Here is a 12,964-nt window from a genome sequence, read left to right on the forward strand (position 1 = left end):
CGGCTGCTTTAGAATGGCGACCCCAAAGGAGAGCCCATGACCGTCATTGCCGAAACCTTGCCCTATACACCTCTTGCCCTGTTGCAGGCGGTATTCGGCTACCAGCAATTTCGGCCGGGCCAGCTGGAGATCATCGAGCAGATAGTGGCGGGACGTGATGCCATGGTGCTCAAACCCACCGGTGGCGGCAAGTCACTCTGCTTCCAGATCCCGGCGCTGCTGCGCCCCGGGCTCGGGGTGGTGGTCTCCCCACTTATCTCGTTGATGAAGGATCAGGTCGATAGCCTGCGGGCCAACGGTGTGGCGGCCATCTACATCAACTCGGCCCTGAGCCGGGAGGAGATGATCCAGAACTTTGCCGCCATGCGCCGTGGCGAGATCAAACTGCTGTATGTATCCCCCGAGCGCTTGCTGCAGCATGAGTTCATGGATCGGCTGGCGGAGCTGCCGCTCGGCTTGTTCGCCATCGACGAGGCCCACTGTGTCTCCCAGTGGGGTCACGATTTTCGGCCGGAATACGCGGCGCTCGGGCGGCTAAAGCAGTGGTTCCCCCAAGTGCCAGTCGTGGCGCTCACCGCGACCGCCGACGAGGCGACCCGCAGCGACATGCTGCACCGATTGGAGCTCAACGATCCCTTCGTCCACACCGCCAGCTTCGACAGGCCCAACATTCGCTACAGCCTGGTGGAGAAGTTCAAGGCGGCGGAGCAGTTGCTGCGCTACGTGCAGAGCCAGAAGGGTAACTGCGGCATCGTCTACTGCTCCAGCCGCAACCGTGTGGAAGAGGTCGCAGAGCGCCTCTCCCGCCATGGCAGCAAGGCTGCGCCCTACCACGCCGGCCTGCCGTTGGCCCAGCGCCAGCAGACCCAGGATGCCTTCCTCAAGGATGACGTCGAGATAGTGGTGGCGACGGTGGCATTCGGCATGGGTATCGACAAGCCGAACGTGCGTTTCGTGGTCCACTACGACATCCCCAAAAACATCGAGTCCTACTATCAGGAAACGGGCCGAGCTGGCCGTGACGGTACCCCGGCCGAGGCGCTGCTGCTGTACGATCCCGCCGACATAGGCCGGGTGCGGCGCCTGCTCGACAACATAGAAAATCCCCAGCAGTTGCAGGTTGAGCAGTACAAGCTCAACGTGATGGCGGCCTTTGCCGAGGCGCAGACCTGCCGCCGTCAGGTGCTGCTCAACTATTTCGGCGAGTACAACGACAAGCCGTGCGGCAACTGCGACATCTGTCTGGATCCGCCCAAGAGTTATGACGGTACCGAAGATGCCCAGAAGGCGCTCTCCTGCGTCTGGCGGGTGGGCCAGAACTTCGGGGTGGGTTACGTGGTGGAGGTATTGCGTGGCTCTCTCAACCAGCGCATCAAGGATCACGGCCACGACAAGCTGTCGACCTACGGCATCGGCAAGGATCAGAGTCACGAGTACTGGATGAGTGTGATCCGCCAGTTGATCCACAAGGGGCTGCTGACCCAGAACATCACCCGCAATCTGGTGCTGCAGCTGACCGAAGCGGCCCGCCCTGTGCTGCGTGGCGAGATGAAGCTGGAACTGGCGGTGCCACGGTTGCAGCCCATCTCCAGTCGCAAGGAGAAGCGCAACGGCCTGCTGGACAACGCCAACTATGACAAACGGCTGTTCAAGGAGCTGCGCGGCCTGCGCAAGCAGATCGCCGAGGATGAAGAGGTGCCGCCCTACGTGGTGTTCAACGACGCGACCCTGGTGGAGATGGCCCAGCTGATGCCGATGACCGAGGGCGAGATGCTGGCCATCAATGGCGTCGGACATCGCAAGCTGGAGCGCTTCGGTGAAGCCTTTATGGACCTTATCATCGACTACTGCCGCCGCTAGGAAAGCAGGTCCATCAGGAATGGGGCGCCCGTCCGCCGGGCACCACGAGGCTATTTCAAGCTGGCGTAGTAGGCCGCCAGGTTTTCCATGTCGGCCTCGGTTAGCGGGGCCATGAAGGGCAGCATCAGGGGTTCCTTGCGACTGCCCTCCTTGAAGGCTTTCAACTGTTTCACCAGATAGGCGGCATTCTGGCCGGCCAGATGGGGATAGCCGGGGATCAGTGCCTTGCCCTCAACCCCATGGCAGGCGGAGCAGACCACCGCCTTGGCCTTGCCCGCCTCGATATCGGCAGCCAGGGCTTGTCCCCACAACAATATCAGCAGGGGCAGGGCGCCCAACCATCTTTGCATCTTTTTCCCCTTGAAATGAAATAGCGCGATCGCCTGTTAGCCTGAGTGGGCCGACGGCGGTATAAAGAGTGACACGAGCATACGCAGGGACGAATCGCACTACCATGAAGCTGATCAACACTTTTGCCACCGAACTGCCCTGGGCCTGTGAGCCCGTGGCCCCCCAGCCGCTGCACGAACCCAGATTGCTGCACCTCAACCACAGCCTGCTGAACGAGCTGGGACTGGGCGATGTCAGCGAAACAGACTGGCTTGCCTGCTGTGGTCTGGGTCAGCCACTGTCCGGTATGCAGCCGGTGGCCCAAGTTTATGCGGGCCATCAGTTCGGCGGTTACAGCCCACGCCTCGGTGATGGGCGTGCGCTGCTGCTGGGTGAGCTGCGGGCGCCGGATGGTCAGGGCTGGGATCTGCACCTGAAAGGGGCGGGCAAGACGCCTTTCTCCCGCTTTGGTGACGGTCGCGCCGTGCTGAGATCCAGCATCCGCGAATATCTCGCCTCAGAGGCGCTGCATGCCCTTGGCATTCCCACCACGCGTGCGCTGGTACTGGTTGGCAGCAAGGAGCCTGTCTACCGGGAGCAGGAAGAGACGGGCGCAACCGTGCTGCGAACCGCTCCCAGCCACCTGCGGTTCGGTCACATCGAATATTTCGCCTGGAGCGGGCAGGGGGAGAAGATACCGCTGCTCATCGACTATCTGCTGTGTCACCACTTCCCCGAGCTGGACAGCGGGGCTGAGCTGTTTGCCGAGGTGGTACGACGTACCGCGCGGCTCATCGCCAAGTGGCAGGCGGCGGGCTTCTGTCATGGGGTGATGAACACCGACAACATGTCGCTGCTCGGGCTGACCCTGGATTACGGCCCCTACGGTTTCATCGATGCCTATGTGCCGGATTTTGTCTGTAATCACTCGGATCCGGGCGGTCGTTATGCACTGGATCAGCAACCCGCTGTGGGTTACTGGAATCTGCAAAAGCTGGCGCAGGCGTTGGCAGACCATGTGGATGGCGACGCCCTGGCCGCCGCGCTGGCCCAGTACGAGCAGCAGCTGATGCTGCACTACTCCGAACTGATGCGCGCCCGGCTCGGGTTGGTGGTGTGGGAAGAGGAGGACCCGACGTTGTTCCGCGAGCTGTTCCAACTGCTGGCGAGCCAGAGAGTGGACTATCACCTCTTCCTGCGCCGCCTGGGTGAGCTGACTCAGCAGGGGGAGTGGCCAGCCGCCCTGCTGGCTCTGCTGCCGGATCCTGCGCGTTGGCAGCAGTGGCTCGCGCTCTATCGGGCGCGACTGGTGCGGGAAGGAAGCGAGGATGCCGCCCGCAAGCGGCAGATGGATGCCATCAATCCCAAGTACGTGCTGCGCAATGCCCTGGCTCAGCAGGCGATAGATGCCGCTGAGGCGGGGGATATGACTCCGTTCGAGCGGTTGTTTGCGGCCTTGCAGCACCCCTATGACGAACAACCCGAGTATGACGACCTGGCGACCCCGGTTCCCCAGTGGTATTGCGGTGGTGAGCTTTCTTGCAGCAGTTGAGGGATGAGCGATGGATTGGCGTGTAACGCGGACAGACACGGAGTCAGCCGTGCTGATGCTGGATTGCCCCGGGCTCTGCTGGGATACCTTCCCGGCGCTGGCAGAGGCCTTGTTGCAGGATTGGGAGCTCAGGCTGCTCGACAGGGAGTGGGGCGCCGATCGCCACGGCTGGTTGCTGGAATTTGAAGGGAGCCAGCTCAGGCTGGAGTATGAACACCATAGCGGTTGCTGGCTGACGGCGGTGCAGCCGGTCGATCGCGAGGTCTTGTTCTGGCTTGGCTGTCAGCATAACAAAGGCTGAGCGGGCTGCTTGGGGGCATGACCTTGCCCTTTGATGACAATGGCCGCTGGTTGAATCAATAGCATAAAGATTGAACTATCAGTTGGGGGGCGTATAATCGCGCCCCTCAATTATCGCCAATGGTGGCGGTATGGGTTCCCTAACCCCATTAACCAAAAAGGTCACAATATGAATCTGACCCCTGCTCAGCACCAGACGGCGCTGGTGCGTCTCTCGTTGTTCCACATCCTGATCATTGCCAGCAGTAACTACCTGGTGCAGCTGCCGATTACCATCTTTGGCTTCCACACCACCTGGGGTGCCTTCAGCTTCCCGTTCATCTTTCTGGCCACCGATCTGACGGTGCGGATTTTCGGTGTCGGTCTGGCCCGCAAGATCATCCAGACCGTGATGCTGCCTGCGCTGGCTGTTTCCTATGTGCTCTCCGTGCTGTTCTTCGAGGGCAGTTATCAGGGCATGGGCAATCTGGCGGAGTTTAACTTGTTCGTGGCTCGCATCGCGCTGGCCAGCTTTATGGCCTATCTGGTGGGCCAGTTTATGGACGTGGTGGTATTCAACCGCCTGCGGCGGCTCAGGGCCTGGTGGGTGGCACCCGCCGCCTCGACCCTGTTTGGCAACCTGGTGGATACCATCGCCTTCTTCAGCATCGCCTTCTGGCGTAGCACGGATCCCTTCATGGCCGAGCACTGGGTCGAGATCGCAACCGTGGACTATGTGTTCAAGTTGCTGATAAGCCTTGGTCTGTTTGTGCCTCTCTACGGCGTCTTACTGCGTTATCTCAGCAGCAAGCTGGTGGGTGAGGCCGGATTGGCCGGCCTGCAAGCGGCGACGCGCCAAGCCTGACGCAATTGACCATCCCCCGGGATGGTCAATTTTTTTGCACTTTTGGCAAATAAGAGTTGCTTAGTTAAATGAGAATGATTATTGTTAACTTGTTTTCCGGGAAAGACTTCATTCGTTCCAACGTGATGGACTTCTTGTGAAGGCACGACATTGCTCACATTGCTTCCAGTTATAGGGCCAGTTCTTCTGGCCCTCTTTTTTTGTTTTTTTCAGCAAGTGACAGCCATAAAAAATGGGAGCCAAGGCTCCCGTCGTTACATAGGTTGCGGCTTACTCGATATCGAGCGCCTCAGGGGAGAGGATCACCCCCGTGGTATCGGCGTAGAGGTGGTCATCGGGCAGGAAGGTGACGCCACCGAAGTTGACCGGCAGATCCGTCTCCCCCACGTCCTTGCTGTCGGCGCCCACCGGAATGGCAGCCAGTGCCTGAATACCGATATCCAGATCCTCCAGGATGTCGACTTCGCGCACGCAGCCGTAGCAGACGATGCCTTCCCACTCGTTCTCGGCTGCTGTAGTGGCAATTTCGCTGTCGATCAAGGCACGGCGCATGGAGCCACCGCCATCGATCAGCAGCACGCGGCCGACGCCGTTCTCTTTAACGATCTCACGGATCAGGCCATTCGATTCGAAGCATTTGACTGTGGTGATGACGCCGCCGAAAGAGGCACGGCCGCCGAAGGAGCAGAGCATGGGTTCGAGCACATCCACCATGTCCTGATAGATGTCGCACAGTTCTGAAGTGTTGTATTCCATAGTGTCAAATCCACGGCTGGAAACAGGTGGGATCCAGTATAAGGAGTGGGACTGGCATTTCAATGAATATTCCTTGAACAACAACGGGGATAGCGTTTTCTGCGTAATCTCAATGCAGTCAATGCCCTGTTCGTGAGAGGTCCATCGTGCTGATCCGTCATAAGTTGATCCTGAACACAGTGCTGGTGGTCAGCGAGGTGAACCGCAACGTCAACAACATCCGCGACATAGCCCAGGAGGCGGGTCTGATGGCGGAGGAAAATGCCACATCCAACCATGGCTTGACCGAGCAGGCCAAGCTGCTCAATCAGGCGGTGGCTAGGTATCGGGTCTAGCAGCCCGCCCCCTGGAACAGAAAAAGGGGTCCGTGCAGGACCCCTTTTTTGATCGGGACGACTCGTCCTTACTAGATGAGGAACAGGGTCGCCAGCCCGAGGAAGATGAAGAAGCCGCCGGTATCCGTGATGGCGGTGATCATCACGCTGGCACCGATCGCCGGATCCCGGCCGAGACGTGACATCGTCATGGGGATGATGACCCCCATCAGGGCGGCGACCAGCAGGTTGATCATCATGGCCAACGTCATCACGGCGCCCAGTGCGGCATCCTGATAGAGGGCATAGGTGGCCAGCCCCATGGTGCCGCCCCACACCAGGCCGTTGATAAGTGCCACCCCCAGTTCGCGCCACAGCAGGAAGGAGACGTTGCCAGCCTGGATGTGCTGCAGCGCCAGCGCCCGCACTATCATGGTGATGGTCTGGTTGCCTGTGTTGCCGCCGATCCCCGCGACTATGGGCATCAGGGCCGCCAGCGCCACCAGTTGCGATATGGTGTGCTCGAACAGACCTATGACCCGGGAGGCCACGAAGGCGGTACAGAGGTTGATGGCGAGCCAGGCCCAGCGGGTCTTGACCGCTTTGCTGACCGGGGCGAATACGTCTTCATCTTCGCTGATCCCCCCCATGCGGCGCAGATCTGTGTCGCTCTCCTCATACACCAGATCCACCACTTCGGCGACGGTGAGGCGGCCCATCAGCTTGCCGCGTGCGTCCACCACTGCGGCGGAGATCAGGTCATCCCGCTCGAAGGTGCGGGCCGCTGCCTCGTCGTTGTCCTCCGGATCGAAGGTGACCGGATCCCGCTCCATTACCTCGGCGACCAGGGTTGCCGGCTTGTGCAGCAGCACTGTGGTGAGCGGCAGCTCCCCCTGCAGTCGGTTGCGCCTGTCGATGACGAACAGCTTGTCGGTGTTGACGGGGATCTTGCCACGCAGGCGCAGGTAGCGCTGCACGGTCGCCAGACTCACCTCGGCGCGCACCGTGATGAGCTCGAAGTCCATCATGGTGCCGACCGTGTGCTTGCCGTAGCGGATCACCTCTCTCACCTGATCGCGCTGGGGAGGTGCCATGGAGGTGAGCAGTCGGCCCATCAGGTTGCGGGGCAGATATTGGCCGAGGTAGATCTGATCGTCTATGTCCAGGGTGCGCAGGGCGTGCAGCAGCGCCTTGTCGCTCATGCCGCTGATCAGGCTGTCCCACACTGTCTCCGAGGCCTCGACCAGAACCTGGCCATGCTTCGCCTCATCCACCAGTTGCCACAGCACGTGGCGCTCGTCCGGTGGCAGGGATTCCAGCGCATCGGCGATATCTGCGGCGGGCAGGCGGTTGACCAGATTGGTGATCTCGCTGGTCTGGTCGCGTAGCTCGGCATCCTGTACCGCCTGCGGATCCAGCAGGCTGTCGGTGAGGGCATCATCGACCAGCAGTAGGGTGAGAATGCGCGATCTGTCTTGTTCACGCTGCTTGGCGCTGTTCTTGACGGGGAGAGACATGACACAGAATTCCTGAATTCGGTTGGCCGGATGACCTTCCCTATAGGATACCAGACTCAAAACAAGAGGTTATGACCATGAATGCGGTAAGTGCGGATAAAAAACTGCCACCATGATGGTGACGGTCTCAATGGCGAGCCTGACGGCGGGCTCAGGCCAGTGCAGCGCACCTGTCTGGCCGGGATGCAGTGCGGGCAGCGACGTGAGACTGAAATGGCATAAAAAACGCCTCCACAGGGGGAGGCGTCTTGGTACGGAAGGGTGCTGCGCTTGTGCTTACAGGATGAAGCGGCTCAGATCCTCGTCCTCGATCAGCGCACCGAGGTGGGCGTTGACGTAGTCGGTATCGATGACGAAGGTCTCGCCTGACTTCTCGGAGGCATCATAGGAAATGTCTTCCATCAGCCGCTCCATGACGGTGTGCAGGCGGCGGGCACCTATGTTCTCGGTGCGCTCGTTGACCTGCCAGGCCGCTTCGGCCAGACGGCGGATACCATCTTTGGTGAACTCGATCTTGACCCCTTCGGTGGCCATCAGCGCCTGGTACTGATCGGTGAGCGAGGCGTTCGGCTCGGTCAGGATGCGCTCGAAGTCGTCTGTGGTGAGCGCGGTCAGCTCGACCCGGATGGGCAGGCGACCCTGCAGCTCTGGGATGAGATCGGACGGGCGGGCCACCTGAAAGGCACCGGAGGCGACAAACAGTATGTGGTCTGTCTTGACCATGCCGTGCTTGGTGCTGACCGTGCAGCCCTCCACCAGCGGTAGCAGGTCGCGCTGTACCCCCTCGCGGGAGACATCGGGGCCCGAGCTCTCGCCGCGCTTGCAGATCTTGTCGATCTCGTCGAGGAAGACGATGCCGTTGTTCTCGACCGCCGCAATCGCCTTCTGCTTCAACTCTTCCGGATTGACCAGACGGGCCGCTTCCTCTTCGATCAGCACCTTCATGGCCTCTTTGACCTTGATCCTGCGCTTCTTCTTCTGGTTCTGGCCCAGGTTCTGGAACAGCCCCTGCAACTGGCTTGCCATCTCTTCCATGCCCGGGGGGGTCATGATGTCGACACCCATGGGACTGGCTGACAGCTCGAGTTCGATCTCCTTGTCATTCAGCTGGCCTTCTCGCAGCTTCTTGCGGAAGATCTGGCGGGTGTTGGAGTTGTCTGCCTTCTCCTCCTCGCCCCAGCTGTTGCGCGGGTTGGGCAGCAGGGCGTCGAGGATGCGCTCCTCGGCGGCTTCCTCGGCGCGGTATTTCATCTTCTCCATCTCGGTCTCGCGCACCAGCTTGATGGCGACGTCGGTCAGATCGCGGATGATGCTGTCCACTTCCTTACCCACATAGCCCACCTCAGTGAACTTGGTCGCTTCCACCTTGATGAAGGGGGCGTTGGCCAGCTTGGCCAGACGACGGGCGATCTCGGTCTTGCCGACCCCGGTCGGGCCTATCATCAGGATGTTTTTCGGGGTCACTTCGTGACGCATCTCTTCATCGAGCTGCATCCGGCGCCAGCGATTGCGCAGGGCGACGGCGACGGCACGCTTGGCGTCGGCCTGGCCAATGATGTGTCGGTCCAGCTCGTGGACGATTTCTCTCGGGGTCATCTCGGACATGATGGAGTTCCTGTATCCGGGGCGGGCAGGGCCCACCCCTTGGAGAATGGGTTACGTGGCTGGCTTATTTAGCAGAATAGTTCAGCACTTCAATGGTGTGGTGGCCATTGGTGAAGACGCAGATGTCGCCCGCAATCTTGAGGGACTTCTCGACGATGGTCTTGGCATCCAGCTCGGTGTTTTCCAGCAGCGCGATGGCGGCGGACTGGGCGAAGTTGCCACCCGAGCCGATGGCGATCAGGTCATGCTCCGGCTGCACCACATCACCGTTGCCGGTGATGATGAAGGATTTGTTTTCATCGGCCACCGCCAGCAGGGCCTCGAGACGGCGCAGGGCGCGATCGGTGCGCCAATCTTTGGCCAGCGCCACGGCGGCGCGCTCCAGATTACCCTGATGGGCCTGCAGTTTGGCTTCGAAGCGCTCGAGCAGGGTGAAGGCGTCAGCGGTGCCGCCGGCGAAACCGGCCAGCACCTTGCCGTTATAGAGACGATGAACCTTGCGGGCGTTGCCCTTCATGACGGTGTTGCCAAGAGAGACTTGGCCATCGCCACCGATGACGACCTGACCGTTGCGGCGAACTGAAACTATGGTAGTCACTTTACTTACCTCGCTTGAGCCGAATAACGGCCAGACTGTGCATGGCAAGAAAGATGGGGATGGCAAGCGGGTTTTTCAAGCCTGTTGTTTGGCGGGACAACACGGGGCGGGACAGGTGCAGTGGCGAGTGGCACCAAAAGAAACAGGGCCGGGTGTTGCTACCCGGCCCTGTCGCAAATTGTCCCGCAGAGCGTTTGGCTAGGCGTAAACATACATTGAGGTGAAATCTTGGCAAGCTATCCGCATTATGTTGCTTCAGACCAGACAACCGCTTGGCACACGATCACAGTTTGGCCATTGAATGTAGCCGAGGGAGAACCATACAGCGTGTAGCCTTGAGCAAGTGCTTCGCTGACACGAAAACAAAATGTTGCGTCATCAGGCCCGGTAATTAAGCGGTAAATCGGAAGGCCATTGGGTGGCTGTTTCGAATTTTTCATGCTCTTGCTCTCCCTGTTGGTTCAACCTGACAGAATGCTAGCCCTTTTTGGGGATGCAGCCGCTGATGCCGGCGCTTTGCAGCTTGCGGTTGGCCGCATCGACGGCCGCCTTGCCGCTAAAGGGACCCACCATCACCTTATAGACGGTGCCATTGTCGCCATTTACCATCTGCAGGCTGGAGGAGAGGCCGGCGCCAAAGGCGATACGCGCCTTGAGCGACTCGGCAGAATCCTGCGAGCGCAGCGCGGCACATTGCATCATGTAGCGACCGCTGTCGGCCGCCGCCTGAGCCCTGGTGGTCTCGGCCCGTTCCCGTTCCAGCTCGGCCCGCAGTTCACGCTCCATCCGTTCCCGCTCAGCTTGGCGGTCGATCACCTGCACCTGGGCTGTGGCCACGGGGGCGGGCTTGGCGGGTTGAACCGGTTGCGGCTTGTAAGGCTGCACCTGACCTATGGGGGTGCCCGGCTGGGGAATGTCGGTCGGCACCGGCTGCGGCAGTTTCTCCGGCTGCAAGGTCAGGGTCTGGGCAGGGGGCGGTGGCAGCACACCCGGTCGGGGGGGCGGCTCTGTGATATCGACCTGCTTGTTCTCCAGCCGTTCGATATAGCTCCACTTCTCCTGCGGCAACCCGTTGTTTTGCGTCTTGGGCTTGTTGGCCTTGACCTGTTCTTCAATGGTGGGGGCATCGCTGCCCTTGCCGTTGATCATGTAGAGGAAGCCACCAAAGCCTGCCAGCAGTGCCACGACCAGCAGGATTGGAATAACAGGAAAGCGGCGAGGGGCCGCTTTCTTGGTATTGCGGCCACCCGCCCGACGTCGCGGGCGGCTGCCGACATAATCTCGGGTTGCCATCTATTACATGCGCTCCAGGGTATGGATACCCAGCACGCCGAGACCCAGTTTCAGGACCTTGGCGGTGGCGGCGCACAGCAGCAGACGGCTCTGACGGCTTGCTTCGTCCACGCCATCCTTGTTGATCGGGCAGGCTTCATAGAAGGTCATGAAGTTGCCGGACAGCTCGTAAAGGTAGGTACAGAGCAGGTGTGGCATGCCTTTGTCTGCCACGCCGTTGACCGCGTCGGAGAACTGGATCAGTTTCTGGGCCAGGGTCTCTTCGGCTTCCTCGTTCAGGGTCACAGTGCCGGTCAAGGTCTCGGCATTGACGCCGGCCTTGCGGAAGATGGACTGGATACGGGTGTAAGCGTACTGCAGGTAAGGGGCCGTGTTGCCTTCGAACGACAGCATCATGTCCCAGTCGAAGATGTAGTCTGTGGTGCGGTTCTTGGAGAGATCCGCATACTTGACCGCACCCATGGCGATGGCGTGTACCACTTCGGCCTTCTCTGCGGCGGAGAGATCGCTGTTGCGGTTCTCCAGCAGGGCGCTCGCGCGCTCCTCGGCTTCGTTGAGCAGATCAACCAGCTTGACGGTGCCGCCGGAGCGGGTCTTGTAGGGCCGACCATCTTTGCCCAGCATCATGCCGAAGGCGTGGTGCTCAAGGGGGACGGATTCCGGCACATAGCCCGCTTTGCGGGTGATGGTCCAGGCCTGCATCAAGTGCTGGTGCTGACGGGAGTCGATGAAGTACATGACGCGGTCGGCGCCCAGGGTCTCGTAACGATACTTGGCACAGGCGATGTCGGTAGTGGTGTAGAGGAAACCGCCATCGCTCTTCTGGATGATGACGCCCATGGGCTCGCCATCCTTGTTCTTGAACTCGTCCAGGAACACCACGGTCGCCCCTTCGCTCTCGACCGCCAGCCCCTTGGCTTTCAGGTCGTCCACGATTTGCGGCAGCATGTCGTTGTACATGGACTCGCCCATGATGTCCTTGTTGGTCAGGGAGACATTCAGGCGGTCGTAGTTGATCTGGTTCTGCTCCATGGTCATGTCGACCAGCTTCTTCCACATGGTGCGGCAGTACTCATCGCCACCCTGCAGCTTGACCACGTAGTTACGGGCACGCTCGGCGAAGGCTTCGTCTTCGTCGTAGCAACGCTTGGCTTGGGTGTAGAAGGCTTCGAGATCCTTGAGCGCCATGTCGCTGGCGTGCTCGTTGGCCATCTTCTCCAGATAGGCGATCAGCATGCCGAACTGGGTACCCCAGTCGCCGATGTGGTTGGCGCGCACTACCTTGTGGCCGAGGAATTCCAGGGCTCGGGCGGCGACGTCGCCGAGCACTGTGCTGCGGATGTGGTGCACCGCCATCTCTTTGGCCACGTTCGGCGCCGAGTAATCTACCACCACGGTCTGCGGGCTGGGCAGTTTCACGTTGGCGTTGGCGCTGGTCACCATGGCCTCGACCTGGCCGGCCAGCCAGCGCTGGTCGAAGAAGAAGTTGATGAAGCCGGGGCCGGCGATCTCGACCTTGGCGATCAGGTCCGAGGCGGGCAGGTGCTCTATGATGGCAGCGGCCAGCTCACGGGGGTTCTTGCGGGCCGGTTTGGCCAGCAGCATGGCCAGGTTGGTGGCCAGGTCACCGTGAGCCTTCTCCTTGCATCGGTCTACTTGCACCCGGGCTTCCAGGTCCGCCGGCAACACGCCTGCTGACTTGAGATTGGCTACCGTTTGTTCAAGTAGATGATGAATATGCTCTTTCATAACTGACCACCGAGGTTGCGCGTCGAAAAATGACTGATATATAAGGGCGTGAATTTTACCCGCATCGGCCCGAGAAAACTATAGGGACGGCCCGCCAGAGTTGGTCGGGCGGATATTTCACTGCATTTGTCACCCGTATCCAGAATATTCAATGGAATAAATGGTGCTTATCCATTTCTACTGCATATCGAAGCGGCTTGTCCAGGCTATTTTCCCCTGATTGTTAAGGGTTTTTTTTATTCCAAC

13 protein-coding genes are annotated in these 12,964 nt (G+C 60.2%); 5 read left to right on the forward strand and 8 right to left on the reverse strand.

The features are described from left to right. The first annotated feature begins 36 nt into the window (after window positions 1–36). Entirely contained in the window at window positions 37–1,860 is a 1,824-nt protein-coding gene (gene recQ, locus WJM78_RS01795) for an ATP-dependent DNA helicase RecQ (RefSeq protein WP_339013049.1), read from the forward strand. A 50-nt stretch (window positions 1,861–1,910) separates the two neighbouring features. On the opposite strand, the gene WJM78_RS01800 is transcribed toward recQ, so the two are convergent. Next, window positions 1,911–2,210 (reverse strand): cytochrome c, encoded by a 300-nt coding sequence (locus WJM78_RS01800; RefSeq protein WP_339013052.1) that lies wholly within the window; start codon window positions 2,208–2,210, stop codon window positions 1,911–1,913. Window positions 2,211–2,314: 104 nt separating this feature from the next. Between WJM78_RS01800 and WJM78_RS01805 the strand changes: the two genes are divergently transcribed. From WJM78_RS01805 to WJM78_RS01815, 3 genes are all read left to right on the forward strand, one after another. After that, entirely contained in the window at window positions 2,315–3,742 is a 1,428-nt protein-coding gene (locus WJM78_RS01805; RefSeq protein WP_339013055.1) for a protein adenylyltransferase SelO, read from the forward strand. Window positions 3,743–3,752: 10 nt separating this feature from the next. Further along, window positions 3,753–4,043: a DUF3630 family protein gene (locus WJM78_RS01810; protein WP_339013058.1), complete on the forward strand. Its 291-nt coding sequence runs from the start codon at window positions 3,753–3,755 to the stop codon at window positions 4,041–4,043. 168 nt (window positions 4,044–4,211) lie between these two features. Then, window positions 4,212–4,886 (forward strand): 7-cyano-7-deazaguanine/7-aminomethyl-7-deazaguanine transporter, encoded by a 675-nt coding sequence (locus tag WJM78_RS01815; protein ID WP_042035925.1) that lies wholly within the window; start codon window positions 4,212–4,214, stop codon window positions 4,884–4,886. A 270-nt stretch (window positions 4,887–5,156) separates the two neighbouring features. Here WJM78_RS01815 and rraA read toward each other — a convergent pair whose 3' ends face one another. Further along, the gene (gene rraA, locus WJM78_RS01820; RefSeq protein ID WP_026456861.1) at window positions 5,157–5,642 is read right to left on the reverse strand and encodes a ribonuclease E activity regulator RraA; all 486 of its coding nucleotides are present in this window, start codon (window positions 5,640–5,642) and stop codon (window positions 5,157–5,159) included. Between the two features lie 146 nt (window positions 5,643–5,788). Here rraA and WJM78_RS01825 point away from each other — a divergent pair, with 146 nt between their 5' ends. Further along, on the forward strand, window positions 5,789–5,977 hold the full coding sequence (locus WJM78_RS01825) for a hypothetical protein (protein ID WP_108537669.1): 189 nt from the start codon (window positions 5,789–5,791) through the stop codon (window positions 5,975–5,977). A 71-nt stretch (window positions 5,978–6,048) separates the two neighbouring features. Here the strand turns inward: WJM78_RS01825 and mgtE are convergent, their stop codons facing one another. The 6 genes from mgtE to argS all read right to left on the reverse strand — a co-directional run bounded on the left by mgtE (window position 6,049) and on the right by argS (window position 12,718). Further along, on the reverse strand, window positions 6,049–7,473 hold the full coding sequence (gene mgtE, locus WJM78_RS01830) for a magnesium transporter (protein WP_339013061.1): 1,425 nt from the start codon (window positions 7,471–7,473) through the stop codon (window positions 6,049–6,051). Between the two features lie 276 nt (window positions 7,474–7,749). Beyond that, window positions 7,750–9,078 (reverse strand): HslU--HslV peptidase ATPase subunit, encoded by a 1,329-nt coding sequence (gene hslU / locus WJM78_RS01835; RefSeq protein ID WP_042035928.1) that lies wholly within the window; start codon window positions 9,076–9,078, stop codon window positions 7,750–7,752. A 64-nt stretch (window positions 9,079–9,142) separates the two neighbouring features. Beyond that, complete coding sequence (gene hslV, locus WJM78_RS01840) at window positions 9,143–9,676, reverse strand: ATP-dependent protease subunit HslV (RefSeq protein ID WP_108537143.1); 534 nt, start codon at window positions 9,674–9,676, stop codon at window positions 9,143–9,145. Between the two features lie 245 nt (window positions 9,677–9,921). Then, complete coding sequence (locus WJM78_RS01845; RefSeq protein ID WP_100294131.1) at window positions 9,922–10,116, reverse strand: DUF1737 domain-containing protein; 195 nt, start codon at window positions 10,114–10,116, stop codon at window positions 9,922–9,924. Between the two features lie 37 nt (window positions 10,117–10,153). After that, window positions 10,154–10,969, reverse strand: coding sequence for an SPOR domain-containing protein (locus WJM78_RS01850; protein WP_042035932.1), 816 nt, complete (start codon window positions 10,967–10,969; stop codon window positions 10,154–10,156). A gap of 3 nt (window positions 10,970–10,972) precedes the next feature. Continuing rightward, the gene (argS, locus tag WJM78_RS01855; RefSeq protein ID WP_042035933.1) at window positions 10,973–12,718 is read right to left on the reverse strand and encodes an arginine--tRNA ligase; all 1,746 of its coding nucleotides are present in this window, start codon (window positions 12,716–12,718) and stop codon (window positions 10,973–10,975) included. Window positions 12,719–12,964 lie beyond the last annotated feature (246 nt).

The organism is Aeromonas popoffii (genome assembly GCF_037818705.1).
In the GTDB taxonomy this organism is placed as follows: Bacteria; Pseudomonadota; Gammaproteobacteria; order Enterobacterales; family Aeromonadaceae; genus Aeromonas; species Aeromonas popoffii.